Origin of the sequence: Shewanella sp. FJAT-51649 (assembly GCF_019457435.1) — a bacterium.
GTDB lineage: Bacteria > Pseudomonadota > Gammaproteobacteria > Enterobacterales > Shewanellaceae > Shewanella > Shewanella mangrovisoli.
Window position 1 is genome coordinate 1,477,824 of record NZ_CP080411.1, and the last position, 24,048, is coordinate 1,501,871.

A 24,048-nucleotide genomic window follows, 5' to 3' on the forward strand; every position below is an offset into this window, starting at 1 on the left:
ATTTATAAATAGTTCGCTCACAGATACCAGTGTAGACCAGTCTTTACTTTAGTCGATAGAAATATACATTTGAGTGGTAGGAAGAGTGGCGTAAGGCGAGTGTTGAGGGACTAAATGGAAGTATCCCAAGGTTTACTGCGATTAAGTCGATACCAGAAACAAGGAGTGACACTATGCTTGGCGAGAATCACGCATTAATTTATGAATTTCCCGATTTTGTTGACCATATACAGCATCTCAAAACGACCAATACCACCTTTGCTACTATGGCGGAGCGCTACCATGAGCTGGACCATAAAATCCGCGCCCTAGAGTTAACCAAAGTGCCCACCGATGATGAGCACTTCGTGGCGTTAAAATTAGAGCGACTTCACCTAAAAGATAAGTTGTATCAATATCTCGTTTAGGATGCCGTCTGGGCTGACAAGGCCGATGTTTGTGCCTTGCGCCGTGTTTTCATCAGCAACAGATACATGGTTGGCACCCAAACGAGCGACAGCAACGTTGTCAGTAAGGTGCCGCCTGCAATGGCGATGGCAAAGGGGGGCCAGAAGCCACCACCCGCAATAATAAGCGGAATAAAGCCGCCGACCGTGGTGATAGTGGTTGAGCTGATATGACGGCCGCAGCTGCTGACCGTAGTAATAATCACCTCTTTATCACCCGCACGGGCATTCTCGGTATCCTCCAGCTCGGCCAAAATCACAATTGCCGCGTTGATTGCAAGCCCCATTAGGCCGAGTAGGGCGATGATGACTGGAAAGCCAAAGGGATAACCAAACACATACACCGCAAGTAGCCCAAGCCCCGCCGACTGTAATGCGCTCAGTAAAATAATTGCTGTGAGCCTAAAGGAGTTAAAGGACAAGACGACCGTGGCCAGCAGCAGGGTGACAACCAAAATCAGATTAGAGAGCAGATTACCGACCGCCTCATTACGTTTAGCGCTTTCGCCGCCGATTTCGATTCGATAACCCGCTGGCAGCGAAATCGCTGCGACTTTATCTTTTACATCATTTAATACTTGAGCGGGCAAGACGCCGCTGACGATATAGGCTTCGATCGTATTGACGCGTTGGCCATTTCGCCGCGGGATCGCCCCGCGACTGACTTGCACCTCATTGTGGGACAGCGCAGATAAGGGCACAGCTGTGCCAGAGGGGGTCACTAGCTGAATTTCAGAGAGGCGACTGGCTTGCTCGCGACTGGTGTCACCCAAACGCACACGAATCGGCAGCGATTCGGTCTGTTCGAGCACACTGCCGCCGATAACACCCGTCGTGGCCATTTGCACTTGTCTGGCGATATCCGTCAGGGTTAAGCCACTGATCAAACTCGCATCTTCATTCACCTGCAACCACACCTTAGGTGCGCCAGCGCTCAACGTTGCGCGGGTATGAAGCACATCGGGCGTGGCGGCTAAGATATTGCGCACTTCATCACCGAGTGAGCGTAACGTCTCAAGGTTAGGGCCAAAAATCATTAACTCGACCGGCGCATTAAAGGGCGGGCCTTGCTCGAGTTTACGCACTAACACCTGCGCTTCGGGAAAGGCCTTATCTAAGGTTTGCTGTAACTCAGGAATAAGCGCATTGGCGCGCTCAAAGTCGCTGGCTTTCACCATGGCCTGAGCATAGTTGGTGGCTCCCTGTTGGCGCTGAGTTAAGTTGTAATAAAACGAAGGCGTATTGCCTCCCACAACCCAATCGACTTGGGTGATACCCTCGATTTGATGCAATTGCTTATCCATCAACTGCACTTGGTTTAAGGTGTTTTCGAGGCTGACATGGGGCGCGAAATACAGCTCAATTTGGAACATATCCCGATCCGACGGCGGGAAAAACTGCTCAGTCATCTTGCCGGAAGCATAAAACCCTAGCAGGGGAATTATCCCGATAAAGGTAGCGCTCAGTAGTGGGCGATTTAGCGCAAATCTTAGGCTTGCCTGAAAGTAACCACTTACTAAAGGCACGTTGATGCCATGTTGGTACCAGACAGGATGTTTACCTTCGAGGCTAAAGCGTCCCGCAAGGCCCGCGATCAAAGTATGGGAAATCACATAGGAACCCAGCAGGGCAAACATCACCGACATCGCGATGCCACCAACAAATTCCCCTGCCGCGCCCGGCATCAGCACGATAGGGGCGAAGGCTAAAATGGTGGTAATAGTTGATCCTGCCAAGGGTAGCCAGAGGTGATGTAAGGTTTCAGTTACCGCGCTTAAGCGACTCATTCCCTGTTGGCGGCGCTGGGCGATGGCATCGACGATCACAATGGCATTGTCCACCATGATCCCCAGGGCGACGACTAAACCTGTGACCGACATTTGATGAATGGGGAGGCCGATATATTTCATACAGGCCAAGGTGAAGAGGGCGGTCAGGGGGAGCGACAGGGCTACGATAATCGCGTTTCTTAAGCCTAAGGTCAGCAGTAAGACCGCCAGAATAATCACAAACCCTTGCAATAGGTTAACGATTAATCCGCCGAGACGTTCGCTGGTGTAGCTATTCTGCTCAAATAACCATTGCACTTTGATATTAGCCGGCAGCTCCTGATTGAACTCATCGACCAGCTGTTTGACTTGCCCTTGCCAGATATCGACGCGGGTATTGTTGAGCATGCGTGCTGCAACAAACACGCCCTGCTCGCCATCGACAAGGGCGATGCTGTCAGCGGGGGTCTTAGGTTGGCGGCTGATGTGGGCGATATCCCCTAAACGAATAATTTGCCCCTGCGCATCCACCTTGAGTGGCACTTGACGAATTCGGCTTTGGGAATCGAGCTCACCCGAGACTTCGACGAGGGCGCGAAACTGATTGTTATTGATCTCGCCCGCGGCAATTTTACTGTCGGCGCTGCTTAAGATTTTCGCTATGGTTCCCGGCGTTAATTGCAACTGGCTCATCTTATAGCCATCGAGTTGGACCAAGATTTCCTCCTCGGGCGCGCCGTAGAGTTTAACGAAATCGGTGCCGGATAAGAGTCTGAGCCTGCTCTGTAATTCCTTGGCGTAGCGGTTGAGCATATCCACCCGCGGTTGACTGCTATCGTTCCACACTAGGCTTAAAATGGCGGTGTAGGCGTAGCCGACTTGATCGTCTAAGGTCGGTGTTTGCATACCATCGGGGAGGGTGTTTCTGGCATCGGCTAATAGATCCCGCGCTCTGGACCAGACGGGGTCTGTGTCAGTGACGGTATCTTTAAGCTCCAACTGGATCACCGAAATTCCGGGTCTTGAGGTGGATTGAATAAGCTTAATTTCCTCAAGGCGACGTAATTGATTTTCTAATACTTCGGTGACAAGCGCCTCGACCCGCTCGGCGGAGGCGCCGGGATAAGGGGTAATAACAGACGCAAATCGGTTGGTGATATGCGGATCTTCGGTGCGCGGCAAACTGGACATAGCGCCAAATCCCGCGACCAGCAGTAGGGCGATCACTAGGCTGACTAAGCGACCATTTTCGACGAAGGCTTTAATCATGATTACCTCGTCGACGCGATGGAAGAAACGGCTTGGCCCACCACTAACTTATGCAAGCCTTGAGTCACATACTGTTCGTCCGCCTTAATGGCGCCTTGGATGTAGGCCATATCTTGAGTGGTGTAGAGGATATCGACATCACGACGCTCTATATGAGTTGAAGCGCTATCGGTTGTTGAATGTGAAGGCGGCGTGGTTACATAGATATTCCAGCGGCCGCGGATCCCATCGATAAGTGCCGATACTGGCACCCAATAGCCCGCTTGTTCGACGGTTTGTTGTTGATGCAAATAGGCGATTTCACCGTTGATCACATTGGCATGCGAAGGCAGGCTGATCCGCAGCTGCAGGGTGCGACTGATAGGGTTTACTTCGGCACTGATCCCGGCAATCTTTGCGGTAAATTGCTGATTATGCACGCTCACAGTCACATTCTGCCCATTGACGAATTGCTGAGCGACCGCGACTGGGACACCGATATAGGCCTCGGTATTCACACTGCCGACTAAGGTAAACACTGGGCTGCCTGCAGCGACCACTTCCCCTAGATTGTGTTGCCGCTGGCTGATGATGCCATCGAAAGGTGCTAGTAGCTGTGATTTATCGCGTTTAAGTTGGTTGGCCCGCTGCGAGGCCAATAATCGTTTTTTGGCGGCTTCGAGACTCGCCAGTTGTGTGCGGTTCTCGTCGAGCAACTGCTCAGATACATAACCCGATTTTTTAAGCTCAAGATTGCGGTTGAGGGTGCTGGTGGCAAGGTCAACATCGGCTTGGGTTTGCGCCAGACTGGCTTGGATCTCCTGATGTTCGGCATCGAGCAAGCGGGTATCGAGCTTGGCCAATACTTGCCCTTGCTTCACCTTAGCGCCGCTATCGACAGTTAACTCACTGAGCTTACCCGATAATTCGAAGCCGACACCTGTGGTATTGCCCGCGCGGATCGTGCCAGTGAATACTTGCTCACTCTGATAGCTAGTCGACAAGCGCAGTGGCGCCGTCGTTACGGTTTGCAATTGCGTGGCATTGCTATGCTCTGTCACTTCCTTTTGACAGGCCGTTAAGGTGGTGACGGCAATCACGCAAACGTAAAATGCACGCCAAGAACGTCGGGCAGCTCGATCCATTTGAATCCTTCCGTTGTAAGCTTAAGGTTAAGTTTATGTAACTAGACTTGCTAGTCTAGTTGCGCAAAACTGGACTGTCTAGTCTATTTTATGCTTAACTAATACGAATTAATTATGTTGCTACCTTGAGTGAAGATATGACTCTGTCCTCCGATATCCCGATGAGCCGCAGTGAACAAAAGAAACAGCAGGTGCTGGTGGCGGCCATTGACTTGTTTTGCCGCCAGGGATTTCCCCATACCAGCATGGATGAAGTGGCGAAACAGGCGGGTGTGTCCAAACAAACGGTGTACTCCCACTACGGCAGCAAAGATGATTTGTTTGTGGCGGCGATTGAATCCAAATGCGTTGGCCACAATCTAAATGCCGACTTACTCAGCGATCCAAGTCAACCCGAAGCTACCCTCACCGAATTTGCGCTGCAGTTTGGTGAGATGATTGTTAGCCCTGAGGCAATTACCGTTTTTAAAGCCTGTGTGGCGCAATCGGAGAGCCACCCAGAAGTGTCGCGATTGTTTTTTGAGGCGGGGCCACAGCATATGCTTGCAATGTTGACAAAGTATTTAGTGGCGGTTGAAGCGCTTGGCGTGTATCGCTTCCCACAGCCGCATCATTGTGCGGTTCGTTTATGTTTAATGCTGTTTGGTGAATTAAAACTCAGGTTAGAGTTGGGGCTTGAAACCGAGAGTTTATTGGGAGAACGTGAGCAGTATATTCGGGGTTGTGCCGAGATGTTTTTGAAAGCCTACCGAGTGTAACGGCGTTAAGCAGTTAGTATCAGTTTGTATCTTCTTCGAAAAGAGTGAACTTTTGTTTTAAATCGAGCGTATTATTCGCGACAAATTACTCACAGTAACGCAAGGAGCAGGCGTGACTACATCACTTGATTCTCGAGTCAGCATAAAACCCGGTCTAGTTTGCATGGGATTGGGGTTGATGGCTTTTTTAAGCAACCCCGTCTCTGCGGCTGAGGCGCGCCCACAAGCACAATTTAAACCATTCAAGCTGAGCGTATCGCAGATTAGTACCCAGAGTGCGTCGGTTGCCAATGGCGATACAGAGTTGCAGCGGGACAGCTTATTGCTCAACGCCAGCGTCAATATTCCTTTGGATAAACAGTGGTCTATTGGCATGCGCGTCGGTTACGACAGGCTCGACTACGATTGGCGCAATATCCGTTTAACGGGGGCGAATAATACCGCAGGCCTGTTTAGTGATGCGGGTGAAACCTGGGAAAATATTGACCGTTACCGCGCGGGTGTATCCCTCAGCTATCGGATGGATAAGCATTGGTCCTTTATGCTGTCGCCACAACTTCAATATGCCTATGCCGATACCGCATCGGCGAGCCATGCGCAGAGTTATGGTGTGGTGGCTTCGGCCATGTATGCTTTCGAGTCGGGCAATATGCTCGGTTTTGGCGTTGCGTATTTAAACGATATCGATGAAGTGCGCACTATGCCTTACCTGGCGGTGAGTTGGCAGATTAATGACCGTTGGCGGTTAGCTAACCCCTTCCAAGCGGGGTTTAGTGGCCCTGCGGGTTTGGAGCTGAGTTATCAAGTGAGTCCTACATGGAATGTCGGCTTTGGTAATTCACGTCGCACCGAGCGATTTTTAGTCGCCGATAAGGATACCGTGGTGGAGACGAACGAATGGGTGAGTTATCTGCGTGCCGGTTGGCAAGCTACGCCAGCCATAGCGCTGAATCTTTACGCGGGTTACTACTTTAATGGTGAATTGGAAGTCACCCATCATGCGGCGCTCGACATCGATAACCAAGGCGCTGCCGCCTTGGATCTCGAGTTCCGATTTTAATTACTGCCCCAGCATAGCCTCTTTGAGGCTCTTCTGGGCAGGTTTTTCCCCTAGCCAGATTTTGAGTAAGGCTTGGCGGAACATTTCCCCTTCAATCGTGGCTTGTTCTTGACCATTTTTATAGGCGGTAACGCCACGGCTTTTGTCAGCGACCAAGGTAAATTGGTCGCCTTCTTTGATTTCATCCTTAAATAGCGCCATAAAGTCGTCGATTTGTGGCTGGATGTCCGTCGTATTATCGGCGGTCGCATGCTCAAAACCTTCGGTTATCGCATCACGCATTTTTTCGGACGTAATCATTCCCGACGTAATATTCAGGCGAATCGCCGCAACCGGGGCATTGATCACTTCGGTCATGGTTTTGCTTGGGGTGGGGACATACAGGCTGCCCACATACAAATCCATAAAGAATTTGCTGCGAACACCAACGCCATTCAATTGCAGCGCCTGAGCATCGAGCGTGATGCTGTCGGCGACTTGGACACCAGAGACTTCTTTTGCTTGGGTGAATAGCGGGAAAAGCAAAGCGGTAGATAGTGTCAGGGTTGAGAGTAACTTCATCATACACCTCATATTTTTTAGTTATGGCCGTTGAGCGTATCCATGGGATTGACGGCTCAAACGAAGATTAATCTGTTGATTGCCAAGCGATACTAATCGAAACCAAAGAGGAGCGATAGCCTGATCTGTGCCAAGCTATCGCCAAAGAGGTAAATCAAGTTTGACTGCTTTCTTTGATGAACCCCCTAAGAAAGCAAAAAGTCGGAATGATTGGTTCGACCCATTCGACTTATTGGCTGGCGGGATTAGCCTCGAACGCCTAATTTATATTGGCCGTTTTGTTCAAACATTACCGCTTGTTTTTGCTTCGGGGAGATCAGGATTGGGCCATCATCGAAAAACAGAAAGCACTTCCAATTGCGAACAAAGACATCCCAACGGGTCTCAATCACTTGATATTTTTCGTAGCAAAAATAGACCTGAGTATCATCTGGCCACTGGATAAACTCGGCCAACATCTCGGGTAGACTGTTATCTTCACTGTCCCACGCACTCTGCCAATGATCCGTTTTGACCCATGCGTTGGCTTTAGCGGCCCAATCCCCTTTAGCAAACTGCTCGGCGCGGCTACTTTTATTGCTAATCCACTGATTCCAAACCAACATGGCGCTTTTATCCGTCAGCGGCAGAATGCCAGTCTTGTCTTCATCGCTCACAGGCAAGTCTTTGTGGTTAAAAATCCACTTACGGCGATATTCATCGAGAGAAATATAACTATTGGACAAACAAAATCTCCAAACCGGAAGTTGCTTTGATAAGGCATTATAGTTTGATTGCCTTTGTAGGCAAAACATATGTAATATGCTTTGTCAGTAATTTGAACTATTGCCTTTTCACTTGCTCTACTAAAGCTTCAACAGTTGAAAAAATTTCTAGTACGATATTACCGATTGTGAGCACGTTGACTTATGTATAGCATATCAAATCTATGTATGGTCCGAAATGCTCTTAAGTTATAGCTTGTGGCTTCTATTACTAGGAAAGATTCACTTTCCTTATAGGTTTTCGATACCAAACTGTCATTATTATGAGTCGTTTGGTTATTCTGTTGCCCATTGACTACACAATAATAATTATTGTTATGAGAAAATAAGTTCATCATTCCCCTGTCTGTCACTAATCTGTGTAGTGTAGACATTTTCGATGACCAAATTATGCTACTATAATGTTATGAATTAATGTAACATTTCGTTTGTCAATGATTATTGGCCGTTGTAAGGGAGTTTATATGTTTAATGATAAGACTATTTTGATAACAGGTGGCACAGGATCCTTCGGTCATAAATATGTCAAAACGCTCCTAGATGAGTATCGACCTAAGCGGCTTATTATATTTTCGCGGGACGAGCTCAAGCAATTCGAAATGCAGCAACGCTTCAATGCCCCCTGCATGCGTTATTTTCTTGGTGATGTACGTGATGTTGACCGCCTTATGCAGGCTTTTCGCGATGTCGATTTTGTCATTCATGCCGCCGCCATCAAACAGGTTCCCGCAGCTGAATATAACCCCATGGAATGCATCAAAACCAATATCCATGGTGCGGAAAATGTGATTAAGGCGGCCATAGCCAACAATGTTGAAAAGGTGATAGCGCTGTCTACAGATAAAGCGGCGAATCCTATCAATCTGTACGGGGCAACCAAACTGGCGTCCGATAAGCTGTTCACTGCTGCCAATAACATAGTGGGGGGTGGACGAACCCGATTCGCGGCTGTGCGCTATGGCAATGTTGTCGGTTCACGGGGTTCTGTGGTGCCTTTCTTCAAAGGCCTGGTTGCCCAAGGCGCGACATCTTTGCCAATTACACATCCGGATATGACCCGCTTCTGGATCACCCTGCAGGACGGGGTCAATTTTGTGCTAAAAAATTTCGCCAGAATGCAGGGCGGGGAAATCTTCATTCCCAAGATCCCTTCTATCAGAGTCGTTGATCTGGCAACCGCCTATGGCCCGGATTTGAAACAAGAGATTGTGGGGATCAGACCTGGGGAAAAGATGCACGAAATTATGTGTCCAAGTGATGATTCTCACCACACCCTGGAGTTTGATGATCATTTCGTGATCACCCCCAGCATACAGTTTTTCAGTGGCAACAATGACTACAGTCAAAACCGGTTGGGTGAGAAGGGCACATTGGTGAAGGCCGGGTATGAATATAACTCAGGTACCAACACCCATTTTCTGTCGCCAAGTGAAATTCTCAGTATGGACGCCAAGGCATGATTTTATATGGCAGACAGGACATTTCCTCACAGGACATAGCAGCCGTTGTTGAGGTTCTCAATTCTGATTACCTGACTCAAGGGCCCTGTGTACCCGCTTTTGAAAAGGCAATTTGTGAATTGACTCATGCGGACCATGCCGTGGCGGTGAACAGCGCCACCTCGGCGCTGCATATTGCCTGTCTGGCCCTAGGGGTGGGGGCCGGGGATCTGGTGTGGACCTCGCCCATTACCTTTGTTGCATCGGCCAACTGCGCATTGTATTGCGGCGCTGTGGTGGATTTTGTTGATGTGGAGTCAAGCACAGGCAACATGAGCCCCGCGGCACTCAAGGCCAAACTGGAAACGGCAAAGGCCCGGGGACGATTGCCCAAGGTCATTATTCCCGTGCACCTGGCCGGGCATAGTTGCGATATGAAAACAATCGGCGCGCTTGCCAGACAGTATGGTGTGAGCCTGGTTGAGGATGCCTCCCACTGCGTTGGGGGGAGTCATGACGGGGATAAGATAGGTGCATGTCGCTATTCGGATATCACGGTATTCAGTTTTCATCCTGTCAAGATAATTACCACGGCCGAAGGGGGCGTGGCGACGACCAAAGATGCCCGGTTAGCGGAGAAAATGGCCCTTTTTCGCAGTCATGGCATCACTAAAGCGGTCGAGAAACTGCAGCGGTCCGATGAGGGGCCCTGGTACTATGAACAACAGGAGTTGGGCTTTAACTACCGGATGACGGAATTGCAGGCTGCCCTGGGGCTGAGTCAGTTGGAGCGTTTGCAGACCTTTGTTGAAATCCGCAACAGGCTGGCGGAGCAATACCAGCGTGCGTTGGCTGATTCTGTAGTAACGACTGTCGATCCCTTGGCCGGCAGCCTGAGTGCCTATCATCTGCAAATAGTTCGGCTCCCCGATCCCGCAAAGCGCCGTGCCGTCTTTGAGAAGATGCAAGCCGATGGCATTCAGGTGCATGTACATTATTTTCCGGTGCACCTGCAGCCCTATTATCAGGGCCTAGGATTCGCCAAAGGTCATTTCCCAAATGCGGAGCGGTTTTACAGTGAAATCATGACCTTGCCTCTGCATCCCGGAGTCTCGCAAGAACAGGTTGAGTTTATTGTCCAGCGCTTATTGGTCCATGTGTTGGCCTGACTGGAAGATGTCGGGGCTTTGAGGATCTCAAGCGGCCAGGCCCCGGCAGGGCGTGGCAAATAGCAATAGCCAAATGGTGATGGCTTTGTTCTTGTCCCGTGGCCTGGGTAACAGTACGCCAAATATAAATATCTGGTTGTTTAATCGTCGGCCTATTCAGCCGACTCAAGTGCCGGGATCAGGAAGAATACTTGTTTCGAACGGACCATAGTCTCAAACGATAACAGTAACTTGGGGATATTGAATGGTTTCACTATGAAAATACCCTGAGTCACTATCAGGAGCTAAACAGTGAAAGTTGCGATTATTCCTGCAAGGGGGGGCAGTAAACGTATTCCCCGTAAAAATATCAGGTTGTTCCACGGTAAGCCCATCATTGCCTATTCTATTGAGGCTGCCCTTGCATCCGCTTGCTTTGACAAGGTTATAGTGTCTACCGACGATGAGGCCATTGCCGAAATCGCAAGGCAATATGGGGCAGAGGTGCCTTTTATCAGGCCACAACATATCGCCGATGATCACGCAACTACCCTCGACGTCATTCAGCATGCCATTGACTGGTGTGAACAGCAGAGTTGGAACCTGAGTTACGTTTGCTGCCTGTATGCAACGGCTCCTTTTATTCAACTGAGTGATCTGCAAATGGGGCTGGCCCGGGTACAACAACCCGGTGTCGAGTACGTTTTCAGCGCAACCAGTTTCCCCTTCCCGATCCAAAGAGCGATAAAATTATCCAATTCGGGTGAGGTGAGCATGTTTTTTCCCGAATTTGAGCAGAGGCGATCGCAGGATTTGGAGGAAGCCTATCATGATGCGGGACAGTTTTACTGGGGCCGGGCCGAAGCCTTTAAACAGCGACTCGCCATATTTGCTCCGCATTCCAGGGTGGTTATGCTGCCGCGAATCCAGGTTCAGGACATAGACACCCATGAAGACTGGGAATGTGCTGAAGCCTTATATGCTGTGTTAAAGGGACGGCCATGAATATCCTGATTAGAGCCGACGCATCCGTTCTGATTGGCAGCGGCCATATCATGCGTTGTCTGGTGTTGGCGCAGGCATTGATGAAGCAAGGTCATGAGGTCAGCTTCGCCTGCCGTCGCCAACCGGGAGATCTGGTTGAACTTATCCAAAAACGCGGGTTCAGGGTTATGGCCTTGATTGCCCCCGGGCAGGCGCCTTCCCTTGGTTCAACCCTGGATTATTCGTCCTGGTTGGGTGTCCCATGGCAGCAGGACGCGGAAAGCCTGGTCACCCAGGCTGGAAAGATAGAGCTGCTGATAGTCGATCATTACGGTATCAATATCGAATGGGAGAGATGGGTTAAAGGTGCACTGGGGTGTAAGTTATTCGTCATAGACGATTTGGTGCGATCGCACGCTGCCGACCTGCTGTTGGACCAAACCTTATTGCGTGAGAAACAAGCCTATGTATCCCTTGGCGTCGCCAAACGGGTACTTGTTGGCAGCGACTACGCCTTGCTGGCAGAGCACTTTCCTGCGGCAAGAGAAGCTATGTTAAGTAAACCAGCCACCCTGAACCGTCCCAGAGTACTGCTGTTTATGGGGGCGATGGACTTGCCGAATGTCACACTCAGGGTGATAGAGGCCTTTGCCCTAAGTGGCGCCGACAAACGTCCATTGTTGACTGTGTTACTGGGCAAACATGCGCGCCATTATCAGCAGGTGCGCGAGGCATGCATACGGGCTGGTGGCTGGGTGAACCACATTGAGCATGTCGACAACATGGCCGAACTTATGTGTCAACATGATCTGGCCATAGGTGCTGCCGGCACTACAGCCCTGGAGAGAGCCTGCGTGGGTTTGCCGAGCATCATTATTCCCCTGGCGGATAACCAGAAAGACATCTGTCAGAACCTCGTTGCGACAAACGCGGTCATCAGTCTTGAAATTGACAAGATTGAAGCTGAGTTGATTGTAAAGTATGAACTTCTGCTTGCAGATTACCGTGACTTCAGAAACAGAAATTTCGCTCTGTGTGATGGACTGGGGACCAGAAGAGTGATGCTGGAACTGAATCATTTGCTTAACGATACGTCCTCGTCATTGACCCTGCGCAAGGCGACGGTTGCCGATATAAAACAAGTTTATGGATGGCAGATCCATCCAAGCACCCGCCAATACGCCAACAATCCCCAAAGCCCCGGTTGGCAAGAGCATCAGACCTGGATGCGAAAACAACTGGCCAATCCGGAACACTTTTTTTATTTCATAGTCAATTGTGAAAGCCACAGTGATCTGGGCGTGGTGCGATTGGACAGGGTTGCCCGGGCTGAATATGTCATTTCGATTTTTATTGATCCCTCCCAATATGGAAAGAAAATTGCGGGCAAGGCATTAGCCCTGATAGACACCCTGCATGGGGATGTGACAATTATTGCCAAGGTTTTGAAAGAGAATGTGGTTTCACAGAGATTGTTTTCCTCGGCAAACTACAGGCAAGTCTCTGACGACACCTTCATTCGCGAGCCCTTAAAGTGAGGTTGGAATGAAATCCGAAATTTGTATCGACGGCCGTCTTATCGGTGCGTCCCATGCACCCTATGTGATTGCCGAATTGTCTGCCAATCATAATGGCAAAATAGAAAACGCAATTGAGATCCTGATCCAGGCAAAGCGTGCCGGCGCAGACGCGGTCAAATTACAGACCTATACGCCTGACACCATCACACTTGATTCCGAAGACGATGCTTTCATGGTGCACGGTGGGCTCTGGGATGGTCAGTCGCTCTATCAGTTGTATAAAAGTGCCTACATGCCATGGGAATGGCATAAACCCTTATTTGACAAGGCCAAAGAGCTGGGCATCACCATATTTAGTTCACCGTTTGACTTCAGCGCTGTTGAATTGCTCGAGTCCCTGAATGCGCCTGCCTATAAAATTGCCTCGTTTGAGCTGGTGGATCTGCCCTTGATAAAGCGCGTTGCGCAGGCCGGCAAGCCCATGATCATGTCCACCGGCATGGCAAATGAGGCCGAAATTCAAGAGGCAATTGCGACAGCCAAAAACAACGGTTGTAAGGAATTGGTTATTCTGCACTGTGTCAGCGGCTATCCGGCCCCGGCAGCAGAATATAACCTGCGGACCATTCCGGACATGGCCCGACGATTTGATGTGTTAACCGGCCTTTCGGATCACACCATAGATAACGCGACGGCGGTAGCCGCGGTGGCGCTGGGCGCCTGCGTGATAGAAAAGCATGTCACTCTGGATCGCAACGGCGGTGGACCGGATGACAGCTTTTCATTGGAGCCCCAAGAGCTGGCGGCACTGTGCCGTGATGCGAAAACCGCGTGGTCGGCGCTCGGCCAGGTCAACTACCAAAAGACCACGACGGAGCTGGGTAATGTGAAGTTTCGCCGCTCCTTGTATGTGGTGAAAGACATAGCCAAAGGTGAGCTGTTGAGCGCCGACAATATCCGAAGCATTCGCCCGGGTTTTGGCTTGGCACCCAAGCATTATGAAGCCGTGCTTGGAAGAAAGGCTAAGCATGACCTTGCAAAAGGAACGGCCTTAAGTTTTGAGTTAATAGAATAAGCATATCATTTGCGGGGAATTAAAGGTGACTTACAAGACTGAACATGAAAGATTTTGGGCAGGGGAATTTGGTGATGAATACCTGAAACGCAACCAAGGGGCCAGGGCGGTTGCCGCCAACATCGCTTTCTTTGCCAAGGTATTGCAACGGACGCAAAACATCGGAAGCTTTATCGAGTTTGGGGCCAATATAGGTTTGAATATTGCCGCTTTCGACTCAATCATGCCGCAGGTAAAAATGTCAGCAATTGAGATCAATGAGAAGGCGGTTGCACAGCTTAAGCAGTTCCAGGATCTCACCGTATATCATTCGTCGATACTGGATTTCGTACCTGAAACTCGTTATGACTTCGTGCTGATAAAAGGGGTACTGATCCATATCAACCCCGATGAGTTGCAGGGGGTATATGACAAGCTGTACAACAGTAGCCAACGTTATATTTGCATCGCCGAATACTACAACCCAGCACCGGTGGAAGTGTCCTATCGTGGACACAGTGGCAAGTTGTTCAAGCGGGATTTCGCTGGCGAGATGCTGGACAAGTACCCCGACTTACAATTGGTGGATTATGGCTTCATGTATCACAGGGACAATAATTTTCCTCAAGATGATATTAATTGGTTCCTAATTGAAAAGGGGGGTAGAAAGATTGGATAATAGTAAGTTACTACCAATTTTTCTTACAAAACTTTGTTTCCTTAGAGGGTAACCGAGTATAATAGGCTTATTATAGATATTAAAAAGTTCTATAATGTTTAAATGTTTATTGTCTTTAAATGGGTACCATTTCGCATTATTGTTATACTTTTTCTCCGTTAGGAAACATAGTCCTTATAAAATTTAGATTTTAAATTTTGTCTTTTTTCAATTGTCAATATCGATGTTGATATTTAAATTCAATATAAAGTGTCTAAGATTTTATTTCCAAAAAGTATGACTGAATAGTTTAACGGTTATTTATTGGTATCCCAAAACCACCGCCTCTGGCGGTGGTGATTGTCCGGCTATAGCCTGAATAACATCCATGTTAAAAGAGATTTTATTATTAACCACAAATAAGAGAAAACATGGGCGATAACAGACGTTCATCTGATGTTTACTGGCGTTGTAAATATCATCTCGTTTGGACGCCTAAGAACAGATTCAACATTCTAAAAGGTAAACTTGTAAAAGAGCTATACAGGTCGATTTATATTCTATGCAATATGAAACGTTGTGAGCTCTTAGAATTAAATTATCCAGATAGATCGCGTGCATCTAGTTGTGATAATATTCAAAAAGTTGTAAGTATCCACATTAATGGGGTATTGAAGGGCGGAGTTTTTAACGAATTCCCTCATGTTCGCAAAAAATATGGGGAAATATCTTTTGCGCGAGGGCTTATTTTGTTGATACGGTAGGTGTAAATGAGGAAATCATAGACGCTATGTTTGCCATCAAGATAAGCAAGATCCAGAGCATGAGGCTCAATTGTCGCTACCGATGAAGTTGCTGAAAGGAAATAGCCCTTTGATGGCTGCTTAATCTCTACTTTTAACTACGGTTAAAAATCGGAGGATTACCCTTTCAGAGGAAAATCAAAGTTGACTTCTAAGAAAGTGGATTCTTTACTTCAATAAATGGGTATTAATTTTTTCAATAAACTCAATAGCAATTATATTTTTGGGATCCGCTATTAAAGCTTGTGAAAAAGCAAACCTAGCTGATTCTATTTGTTCTAAATCTAACATGAAAGTGCCAAGCTTTAACCAAATTGGTACATCTGAAGGATACTCCTCTAAATAATCTAAATACACATTTAAAGACTCTTTTAGTCTTCCTTCAACCTGTAATAGATGAGCATATTGCGGCATAAATTCTTTTGAGATTTTTAGTGTTTCAACTAGATATCTCTCAGCGATAGGTAAGTTTGAGTTTTTAAGTGCAAGCTTTATAGTGAGCTTAAGCTCATATTCTGTACATTGATTGATAGGGATTTCTAAAATTTTATTTAATGCTAAGTTGAATTTATTTTCCAGCTCTAAAGCTTTAGCTTCTATATAAGTGGATAATTTTCTGATTTCTTTATTTTTGTTTTTAACAGGATTTAAGCATGATAATAAATAATATAGACCTGAGATGTCCTTGTTTTCAATAAAATATGATGCCTTTCTGAATATGCTTTCAAGTTTATTAGAATTTTTTATTTTGTTCTCATAATTTAAATTTTTTTTATTGACTTGGTTTTTGTAATCGTTTTTTAGTAATTCTATTAATTTCATCTCACTCTTGGTAAGTTTGATTTCTTTATTAGAGACATTCTTTAACCATATAAGAACCCGACCAGGTTGATTGTCATTTTTCCATTGTGGAAAGAGCCTGGATAATTCAGCCCCCTCAGATTCAATCATTCTAGATTTAAGCCTTTCCAAAGAGTCAGATGACAATTTAATTAATGCGTTAATCGATTCTTTTAATGCTGAGAAATAAATTCTATGCATTGAGTTCACTGTATTCTGATCCCAGTCATTACTATCCTGTAATGATAAGGATTTTGAGATTTCATATAATCCATAGTTTTTTGCTAAACTAATCAGTTCTGGGAATTTAAATTGAATATTTTTTTCGATTTTACTTATTTCTCTTGAATGAAGCATGAGTTCTTTGTGGGAGATTTCAGTGCGGTCCATTTTTTTTACTAATTCTATAGCGCTATTGATCTTTTCAAGTAATGTGGAGAGCTTATTTAATGAATTTTGCACATTATTTATTGTTTTTGAAATAACATCCATCCGGTTTTCAGATAGATGTATATTGCTTATGATATTGGAAATATTATTTGTATCTTTAAGGATAATGTTTTCTATTGGGCAGTATCGTACGCCGTTTATTTTTGCAGCGTTTATAGATAAATTTACAAAATCGACATCATTATATAATGCAACCTCACTCTGAAGCGCATCAAGTGCATATAGAAGCTGTATTGGAGTTTCAGCTTTCAAGCCCCCATTTGTCTCGACCCATTCACCAATTTGACCCAGATTGGGACCAAGGTTTGCTTCAAGAGTTCCTTTTACATGCGTATATCCAGATTGCGAATAGCAAAAATCAACGCCAGATAATAATATCTGCGTGCATCCCATTTCTAATGCAATTCTAATCGAACTATTGCTCACGGTTGGGCCAATTGTTGGAATATTACCCTCTTCTTCCCATGGGTACTTATTGCCCAAATACATACATTTACCTTGCCATTGGTTAACAATTCTTGGGCAAGCGTGATAAGAAAAAATCAAGATGAATTTATCAAAATGTTTCATTAATTCACTATTAACATCAAAGCTAATATCTTGAGGGTCAACAGTGATTACAAAATCAGGTATAATATCATTTAAAATTAGTTTATCAGCAATGCGTGATACTGCTAAAATTACCAAGTTAGCTCTATTTATCTTAATCCATTCAATATGTTCATCCATTGACGGACCACCACCAATAATTATTGCCGTTCTATTTGGGAGGATTGATTTCAAGATTTTTGCAGGGTGTATCATTTCACTAATATTTTCAAATTGAGCCTTTGTAAATATTTGTTGTGAAAAACTTATTTGATGTTCACTGATTATTGATTCTATTATTTTCTTTACTTTATTATAAAGGTGTGTGTAATTTTCTATATGTTCATGAGATACTGCGATAGAAGGGTGTAGAGTACATTTGTTTTTTAAGAAATAAATGTCAAAACTAGCTTTCTTGAAATACTTAATAAAGTTATTTTCATTGCAAATGGTGATTGTTTTTTTATATTTATTAGGTATTTCTATTGATAGGAGATTTAATACTTCATGAAGTTCTATGAAAATAAATTTACTTCCCTTTGGTATCGATTTTTCCATTATGTATTTAATAAGTAATCCTGAGTCAGAGCCGATAATGATATTTAGGTTATCATTAATCTCAAATTCTTCTTTAAATTTTTTGTTATATAAAGTTCTTGAGTCAATAACTTCAAAGCTCTTACGGTTAACGCTGGCTAAATAATATTCTCCAAATCTACTGGTGGTTAATTTAGGTGATATGATAAGGTCGCTATTTTTAGTGTCAGTATTTTTTTCTTTGTTTAAAATCATATTTTCACCTTAAGTTTAAATAAATTTACTGAATTTAGTTCTTAAATGTAAAAAGTTATTTTATTAACATAGACAACTCGTACTCAATGTCATCCGCAAGACTTAGCCAATCATGCCTTTCCATTGCAGTAAGCATAGAATATTGTAAAATTTCAAATTCTTCTTTCATCATATAAAATTGTTTTTTTTCTATTTCATCGATGCAAAGCTTAAAATGATCTAAACCTTCAGCCTCTCTAGCAAGACGGAACTGATGAGCGGTGAAAATCAATAGCTGGATTAATTCAGTTTTTTCTTGATTATCCATCAGGAACACTCCTTGAAATGAGTGCCTTGGATATATGCACCATCTAAACTAGATTGATAGAATTTAACACTAGGCTTAGTTTTTATATAACTTTCTAAACTGCGTAAGTATCCTCTGAAATTTAGGTCTGTTGGTACACGTTTTCCATAGCCATTAATGACCCAATGCTTAGCATTTTTCGAAGTCGGTCCGAGTTGCCCATCTTCCCAGTATGCATGTGTCTTGTTGTTGGGGTAGCTGAAATCACAACCAAAAAGTGTAATGTCACGAATATCTAAAGACACTGCAAGATCTATAGCAGGATGAATAACACTTCCATTAGTATATAATCTAATTTTGGGGTTTTTAAAGTTAAAATTGTCATAAATACCTCCCTTAGAGTAAGCATTAAATCTTGGACCTGGCCATGAACGAATAACACTTGGAGATGTTGTAGGAAAATAAACTAATTTAATGTTATCTGGGATGTAAGTTGGAAAATGCTCATTGGTTATATTCTTATCTATACTAATTACAATATCGGGGAATATATTTTGACTTTCTAATGCTTTAAATGCTGTGTCAACTGATATTATTAATGGTTTTTCGCTTTCATTTTTTAACTGCCATTTCTTTAGGTAATTGTATTTTTTTTCAAGAGATGGGCCAGATCCTATTATAAATGCTGATTTTTTATTGTATTTTGACTTTAGAAGTTCAGCGCTAGGATCTGTTCTTAAAAATATACTATTTTCTTCAAAGCGAATCTGTAACTTAGGGTAGTCTATTTGATGTTTTTTATTCGAAAATTCGATGCACTTTTCGAAAATTAATAAATCGCGTAATGTTGCATTTTCATCACTGACAAGTGAGAGATCAGGTGTAATCGCGATATTTGGAAAATTAACTGTTTGGCTAAGGTTTTCGAGCAATTCTACTTGTGGATGACTCAGCCATTCACTCTGATCTGTGTAGCTAATCAGTAGTGCAAAGACAGCAAGATTGAGAATGCATACATTGATTGTTTGATATTGCGGATTATCGATTAATAAACTTGGAACATCACCCATACCTACACCGTAGACAGTTACTTGGGTCGCATCGAGGGGCAGTGTACTGATAAAGAGTTGGGCCTCAGCAATACGATCGTGACGGCTACTTAATTGGATGCCATTTACACTTATGGTTTGATTGCGTCCAGTAACTAGGAAGGCATCCAGGTGTTCTATCGATTGACTTTGTAGGGCTGCAGCCACAATTGGCCAGCGTTTAGTAATGATACTCAAATTAGTGGCAAATAGTTCAGTCATCCGTTTCCTCGGAAGCTTTGGTCAATTGATATCACCGACATCACTATCTGGTCTCTCCACAGGGACTCGAACCCCGATCGGCCGCTTAGGAGGCGGCTGCTCTATCCTGTTGAGCTATGAAGAGACGCCAGTGATTATACTGGTTTTATCTTTGATTAAAAGGCTTATGATTTAGTTGCTTAAATCTTAAGCGCGATGTCGTTTATCTGTACATTGTAAGCCGCATTTTGGTCAACGAGTACTGCCGTTGCACTTTCTTCGCTGACTTGTTCGATTTTCACCGTTGCCCGGCTCTTGGTTGCTACGGCACGCATTTCGTTGAGCCTATCGGGCAAGTTTTGTTGTAACACGACCTGGAATTTATCGCCAACTCGAATGCCGTGTTTGCGACCTAAGTTGAGGATAATTCTATCTCCTTGACGGCTGACGACTTGCCCTAGCAGTGGTCTGCAATTAAGCGTGTTGTCTATATCTCGAGTTGCTTCTTGCATGATTTGGCTGATATTTCTGCCATAGGAAGAACGCCAAAATCGGTCGCTATTAGGGGCTATGATGGCCTGTTCTTCAAACTCCCACGGAGCAGAAGTACTGTAGGTTTTGCTCCACACTTCCTCGCCGCTAATGCCGTGATAGAGACTGAGTTTAAATTGAAATTGTCTGAGTGGCGCTTCATCCCACCATCCCATAAAGGTTGATTGCACAGGCTCTGTTGATATGTCGATGATTTGTGGCAATAAAATATATTGGCTATCGGTAATTTCACTCAACCAACTAGGGAGTCGATAGCCGCGGATATCGACGAGTTCCTGTGCTATATCAAGCCGTTCTTTGGCATGGATATGGCTAAAACCAGTAGATGAGTAGCCATCAATACTATTACCCAGTTTCTCGGAGATGACTTCTTCAAATCCCGAGAGTTGTCCGTAGCGTAACTGTGCTCGGTCTTTTATTTGCGCTTGGGGGATTAAGATGGCGGCTTTTAACTGCCCTGCAGGGCATTGCTGGGTGGGGTCATCATTAAGATCGAGCCTAAGGGAAACATAAATTTTGCTGCCTTCAATGCGCTCGCTCACCAATTGAATGCTAATCGCCTGGGCATAACGATTAATCGCAAAGCTGTTTTGCGTAAGATTGCCGTTAGTCGTTTGCTGCTCACTGGTGATCTGGATACCCGTACTTAGCGTGGCATAACTCACGGCTTGATTGATGGCTTCTTCACGCGCTTGGGCGATGTTGCCATTAGTGATCACCGCTTCGCCACTGGCCTCGACCCATTCGGCGTTTGCCTGTGCAGCAAATAGCAGTAGGCTGCTGATTATGAGCAAGTTCTTTCTTAGTATGTTCATCAATAAGCCCTTAACTAAAATTGCTGGGATGAGTCAGTTTACTGGCAGTGCTTTATGGCTTTAAGCAAATTGTATGCCTGATTTATCGAGCTATAGGGATAAAGTTATCAATGGATTTGTCGATAATCTGAAGAGTTCATTAAGCGCATTATTTTGACTTGGTCTAATACTTGCTTGCTTTATGGCAAAGATTGCGGCTCCCACTGGGCCACATTGATATTGATGACGAGGTTACTCTTATGCTGAAGCGTGCATTCATTCCGCTGGCACTGTTAGTGCTGGTTGGGTGTGCGACTAAACCCGTGGCACCGCCCAAACCTAGCTTAGCTGACGGCAATGGTTTGCCGCCTACGGCGACGATTAATCATCTCGCGCAGCGAATTGTGACTGAGTTAGTCAAGCAGAATGATGCACTGCGTCCCGACCAGCCTATCGTTGTTGCTACGCCTGTGTTAGTTGGGAATTTGAGTAGCACCAATGCACTGGCGCAGCAGCTGCAGCAAGGGCTGATGACGTCTTTGCATAGCTTTATGTTCAATGTGGTGGATTTGAATTTAGGTGATGGGCTGAGAGTGACGGCTGATGGCGATTTTATTTTGACGCGCGATTGGCAAAAGCTTTCGACCAATTTACCCGTTGATCATATCGTGGTGTCGACCATGAGCCCGACAACCAATGGCATGGCAATCAATACTCGGATTGTCACTCTAAGTAACAATCGTGTGGTATCGGCATCGCAGACTTTTGTGACTCAAAAAGAATTGAGTAATTACATGCAGCCCTCCGAGCAAGTTATCTCTCAGGATGGGATTTTATATCGCCAGTCTAGCCCTGGTATGAATGAGGTTCGGGTACTAGGAGATGGAAAATGAAACGCTACTTACTAATTGTTGCGGCGCTCCTTCTTACTGGGTGTGCAACTAAAGATAGATATGTTCAGTGGGAAGATGTGCCCCCAAGTAGTTTTCCTAAACTGACGGCAATAGGTTACGCCCCGCTAGCGACTCAACCGGCCAAAGAGCAGTCCCAACGAGTTTTAATGGCGATGCAGGCGTCAAAAATCGTGGCCTACCGTGAACTGGCTGAACAAGTGTATGGACAGAAGATCACCGCCAACAGTAGTGTCAGTGATTGGATGCTGACAGATGATAATGTTAAAGCGTCTGTGACTGGGGTGATCCGCGGCGCGCGAGTGGTAAAAAGCTATCCAGCTGGGGACCACTATGTCACTGAGTTGGAGCTTGATTTTGCCAAGGTATGGCAGATTTACCAACAGCAGAGCCGCCCACAAAGAATTAAAGATGTTACCTATTTTTAGTGCTAGGGTTGGCTTTAGAGCTAGGTCTGGATGACTGCTCGTCGTGCTGTACCAATAAACAAAAGCCGCGCTAAGTTTTAGCGCGGCTTTTGTTTATATCCCGTTTACTTATGATGCATGATTTACGCTTTTAAATCATTGCCTAAGCTAGAAAGGGTCGAGGTTCTGCCTTTATCGTTATAGGTCAGAGTAGTCGCGTTTCGGCTCGCCTGTAAGGCTTGGGCAAAACGGTTTAGACTCGCTAGATTCATCTCGATGAGGCTAGCATTTTGAGCGTTTAGATCCTTACATTCGGCAAGGGCCTCTTTTACGGCGGCCATTTTATGGGATAGTTCTACTTGCGAGGTGAGTAAGGATTTATCGCTGTGATTGGCCAGTAAGTCATCGTTGGCCTTAAGTTCTTGCAGGCATGATGATTTTTGCTCTGCAAGCGATAAAAGCAAATCGGCGTTTTGGTCAACCAAAGCGCCTTTTTCCTTAAGAATAATCTGTTTAAGAACAGCCAAATGGGCGTGTTGTTGATCTACCAGTTTAGCTATTTCTGTCATAGTTACTCTTTATTGAGGTCATTCAATTCAGCTTCGAAGCTGGCAATGTTGCCCGCCAACTTTTCGGGGTCAATTTTATAGCGACCTTCGGCAATCGCTTGTTTAATCTCAGCGACTTTCTTTTGGTCTACTTCAGGTAGGCTGGCCATTTTGGTTTGAGCTCCTTGTAGCTGTTGAGCTTGAGCCGTAATGACAACTGAGTCACCTTTCTGTTGAGTCGATTTAGCCGCAACCTGAGTCGATTGCTCACTTTCGCTGCTTTTCTTTGTTGTGTTTGAACGGACTTGCGCGGCCGCTCCGGCGTTAAATTTGCTAATATCAATTGCCATTTTAGGCTCCAGCGTCGTGTATACGGGGATTTCTTAACTGGGGTATCGGCAGCTCATCGAAAAGCTTTAGTTTATTTTACATTCTAACTTCGACTTCGCCAATGGCCGTGACTATGGCATCTAGTTCTTTGTTTGAACTGCTATTTTTGACCCTAATTTGGTCACCAATATTACCATCCTGTAGCGCTTCGCCTACGGTTTTTAGCACAAAATTGCTGGAACGCACATAAATTGATACTGAATCATTCTTACAAACAAAACAAAGGTTATTGGCAAAAATAGGGAAGTTTTTGGCGACACGTCGTTTTACCCGTACTCCTGAAAGTTGGCTAGTATCGCTAAATTGCATACCGCGTAAACTATTTTGGTCGACGTAACGGATTTCAACTTGTGTTGGGCTGATCAGTTCGCCAGGTGCCAGTGTTTCGCTGGCGACCACAACCGGGAAAAGAATATCGACCCGCACCGACATAAAAATCTGCCAAGGGTAGGCTAAATCGGGTGTATCACAACTGACTTTTACCGTGTTATTGCGGCTGATCTCTCGGTCGGAGGCGAGCTCGACTCGAATGGGGGAGGCACATTGAGAAGGGAGCAAACGACTGTCTATCGTTTGCGGAAGGATTTCAACTTTAGCGTTAGATGGCACTGAAATCTTTTCATTAATAAGAGCTTTAGCTAATTCGGATATCGCCGATATGCTAGGTACCACGGGCTCGGCATTGGCCTTAGTGGCGATAGAAAGGGCGATGATACTCAAAAAATAGACTAAATTTACTTTCATAATGAAGAGACTAGCTTGTAACGCCAGAATGCACCTATACTTTTATCAAGTTTGAAACTGTTCCATGCCATAACGGCCAAGATTTCGTGTCAGAAGTTTG

22 protein-coding genes, 1 tRNA gene and 1 pseudogene are annotated in these 24,048 nt (G+C 45.5%); 12 read left to right on the forward strand and 12 right to left on the reverse strand.

The genetic code is table 11. The features are described from left to right. Positions 1-173: 173 nt before the first annotated feature. On the forward strand, positions 174-407 hold the full coding sequence (locus K0H59_RS06700; protein ID WP_088212034.1) for a YdcH family protein: 234 nt from the start codon (positions 174-176) through the stop codon (positions 405-407). On the opposite strand, the gene K0H59_RS06705 is transcribed toward K0H59_RS06700, so the two are convergent. Both K0H59_RS06705 and K0H59_RS06710 read right to left on the reverse strand, forming a co-directional pair. Then, the gene (locus K0H59_RS06705) at positions 404-3,484 is read right to left on the reverse strand and encodes an efflux RND transporter permease subunit (RefSeq protein WP_220055035.1); all 3,081 of its coding nucleotides are present in this window, start codon (positions 3,482-3,484) and stop codon (positions 404-406) included. The two genes, K0H59_RS06700 and K0H59_RS06705, sit on opposite strands and share 4 nt — an antisense overlap. A gap of 2 nt (positions 3,485-3,486) precedes the next feature. Continuing rightward, positions 3,487-4,608 carry an efflux RND transporter periplasmic adaptor subunit gene (locus K0H59_RS06710; RefSeq protein ID WP_220055036.1) on the reverse strand — a complete coding sequence of 374 codons (1,122 nt, stop codon included), beginning with the start codon at positions 4,606-4,608 and terminating at the stop codon, positions 3,487-3,489. Between the two features lie 137 nt (positions 4,609-4,745). Here K0H59_RS06710 and K0H59_RS06715 point away from each other — a divergent pair, with 137 nt between their 5' ends. Together K0H59_RS06715 and K0H59_RS06720 are read left to right on the forward strand one after the other, a co-directional pair. After that, on the forward strand, positions 4,746-5,366 hold the full coding sequence (locus K0H59_RS06715) for a TetR/AcrR family transcriptional regulator (RefSeq protein ID WP_220055037.1): 621 nt from the start codon (positions 4,746-4,748) through the stop codon (positions 5,364-5,366). 178 nt (positions 5,367-5,544) lie between these two features. Then, entirely contained in the window at positions 5,545-6,426 is an 882-nt protein-coding gene (locus K0H59_RS06720) for an autotransporter outer membrane beta-barrel domain-containing protein (RefSeq protein ID WP_258405915.1), read from the forward strand. Here K0H59_RS06720 and K0H59_RS06725 read toward each other — a convergent pair whose 3' ends face one another. Beyond that, the gene (locus tag K0H59_RS06725; RefSeq protein WP_220055569.1) at positions 6,427-6,987 is read right to left on the reverse strand and encodes a chalcone isomerase family protein; all 561 of its coding nucleotides are present in this window, start codon (positions 6,985-6,987) and stop codon (positions 6,427-6,429) included. 245 nt (positions 6,988-7,232) lie between these two features. Further along, positions 7,233-7,712 (reverse strand): DUF2947 domain-containing protein, encoded by a 480-nt coding sequence (locus tag K0H59_RS06730; protein WP_220055039.1) that lies wholly within the window; start codon positions 7,710-7,712, stop codon positions 7,233-7,235. A 503-nt stretch (positions 7,713-8,215) separates the two neighbouring features. Between K0H59_RS06730 and pseB the strand changes: the two genes are divergently transcribed. The 7 genes and pseudogenes from pseB to tnpA all read left to right on the forward strand — a co-directional run bounded on the left by pseB (position 8,216) and on the right by tnpA (position 15,442). Continuing rightward, the gene (gene pseB / locus K0H59_RS06735) at positions 8,216-9,211 is read left to right on the forward strand and encodes a UDP-N-acetylglucosamine 4,6-dehydratase (inverting) (RefSeq protein WP_088212027.1); all 996 of its coding nucleotides are present in this window, start codon (positions 8,216-8,218) and stop codon (positions 9,209-9,211) included. Continuing rightward, entirely contained in the window at positions 9,208-10,359 is a 1,152-nt protein-coding gene (gene pseC, locus K0H59_RS06740; protein ID WP_220055040.1) for a UDP-4-amino-4,6-dideoxy-N-acetyl-beta-L-altrosamine transaminase, read from the forward strand. The genes pseB and pseC overlap by 4 nt, the downstream gene beginning before the upstream one ends. A 291-nt stretch (positions 10,360-10,650) precedes the next feature. Next, entirely contained in the window at positions 10,651-11,343 is a 693-nt protein-coding gene (gene pseF, locus K0H59_RS06745; protein ID WP_220055041.1) for a pseudaminic acid cytidylyltransferase, read from the forward strand. Next, entirely contained in the window at positions 11,340-12,860 is a 1,521-nt protein-coding gene (gene pseG, locus K0H59_RS06750; RefSeq protein WP_088212024.1) for a UDP-2,4-diacetamido-2,4,6-trideoxy-beta-L-altropyranose hydrolase, read from the forward strand. The genes pseF and pseG overlap by 4 nt, the downstream gene beginning before the upstream one ends. A gap of 7 nt (positions 12,861-12,867) precedes the next feature. Then, entirely contained in the window at positions 12,868-13,917 is a 1,050-nt protein-coding gene (gene pseI, locus K0H59_RS06755; RefSeq protein ID WP_088212023.1) for a pseudaminic acid synthase, read from the forward strand. 25 nt (positions 13,918-13,942) lie between these two features. Next, positions 13,943-14,575, forward strand: coding sequence for a pseudaminic acid biosynthesis-associated methylase (locus K0H59_RS06760; RefSeq protein ID WP_088212022.1), 633 nt, complete (start codon positions 13,943-13,945; stop codon positions 14,573-14,575). 410 nt (positions 14,576-14,985) lie between these two features. Next, a pseudogene (gene tnpA, locus K0H59_RS06765) lies at positions 14,986-15,442 on the forward strand (IS200/IS605 family transposase). A gap of 83 nt (positions 15,443-15,525) precedes the next feature. Here tnpA and K0H59_RS06770 read toward each other — a convergent pair. The 5 genes from K0H59_RS06770 to K0H59_RS06790 form a co-directional block, all read right to left on the reverse strand. Continuing rightward, positions 15,526-18,027, reverse strand: a complete 2,502-nt coding sequence (locus K0H59_RS06770; RefSeq protein WP_220055042.1) for a 6-hydroxymethylpterin diphosphokinase MptE-like protein — start codon at positions 18,025-18,027, stop codon at positions 15,526-15,528. Positions 18,028-18,082: 55 nt separating this feature from the next. Then, positions 18,083-18,334, reverse strand: a complete 252-nt coding sequence (locus K0H59_RS06775) for a hypothetical protein (RefSeq protein WP_088212019.1) — start codon at positions 18,332-18,334, stop codon at positions 18,083-18,085. Then, a complete protein-coding gene (locus tag K0H59_RS06780) occupies positions 18,334-19,623 on the reverse strand; it encodes a motility associated factor glycosyltransferase family protein (protein ID WP_088212018.1) in 1,290 nt (429 codons plus the stop codon). The genes K0H59_RS06775 and K0H59_RS06780 overlap by 1 nt, the downstream gene beginning before the upstream one ends. A gap of 48 nt (positions 19,624-19,671) precedes the next feature. Beyond that, positions 19,672-19,747 (reverse strand) — tRNA-Arg (locus K0H59_RS06785). Positions 19,748-19,802: 55 nt separating this feature from the next. After that, positions 19,803-20,969 carry a flagellar assembly protein FlgT gene (locus tag K0H59_RS06790; RefSeq protein WP_220055043.1) on the reverse strand — a complete coding sequence of 389 codons (1,167 nt, stop codon included), beginning with the start codon at positions 20,967-20,969 and terminating at the stop codon, positions 19,803-19,805. A 239-nt stretch (positions 20,970-21,208) separates the two neighbouring features. On the opposite strand from K0H59_RS06790, the gene K0H59_RS06795 reads away from it, so the two are divergent. Then, positions 21,209-21,841 (forward strand): FlgO family outer membrane protein, encoded by a 633-nt coding sequence (locus K0H59_RS06795; protein WP_088212103.1) that lies wholly within the window; start codon positions 21,209-21,211, stop codon positions 21,839-21,841. Next, on the forward strand, positions 21,838-22,287 hold the full coding sequence (locus tag K0H59_RS06800) for an LPP20 family lipoprotein (protein WP_220055044.1): 450 nt from the start codon (positions 21,838-21,840) through the stop codon (positions 22,285-22,287). The genes K0H59_RS06795 and K0H59_RS06800 overlap by 4 nt, the downstream gene beginning before the upstream one ends. Positions 22,288-22,409: 122 nt before the next feature. On the opposite strand, the gene K0H59_RS06805 is transcribed toward K0H59_RS06800, so the two are convergent. From K0H59_RS06805 to flgA, 3 genes are all read right to left on the reverse strand, one after another. After that, the gene (locus K0H59_RS06805) at positions 22,410-22,835 is read right to left on the reverse strand and encodes a flagella synthesis protein FlgN (protein ID WP_088212015.1); all 426 of its coding nucleotides are present in this window, start codon (positions 22,833-22,835) and stop codon (positions 22,410-22,412) included. Positions 22,836-22,837: 2 nt separating this feature from the next. Next, on the reverse strand, positions 22,838-23,164 hold the full coding sequence (flgM, locus tag K0H59_RS06810; RefSeq protein WP_220055045.1) for a flagellar biosynthesis anti-sigma factor FlgM: 327 nt from the start codon (positions 23,162-23,164) through the stop codon (positions 22,838-22,840). Between the two features lie 76 nt (positions 23,165-23,240). Next, positions 23,241-23,948: a flagellar basal body P-ring formation chaperone FlgA gene (gene flgA / locus K0H59_RS06815; RefSeq protein WP_220055046.1), complete on the reverse strand. Its 708-nt coding sequence runs from the start codon at positions 23,946-23,948 to the stop codon at positions 23,241-23,243. Positions 23,949-24,048 lie beyond the last annotated feature (100 nt).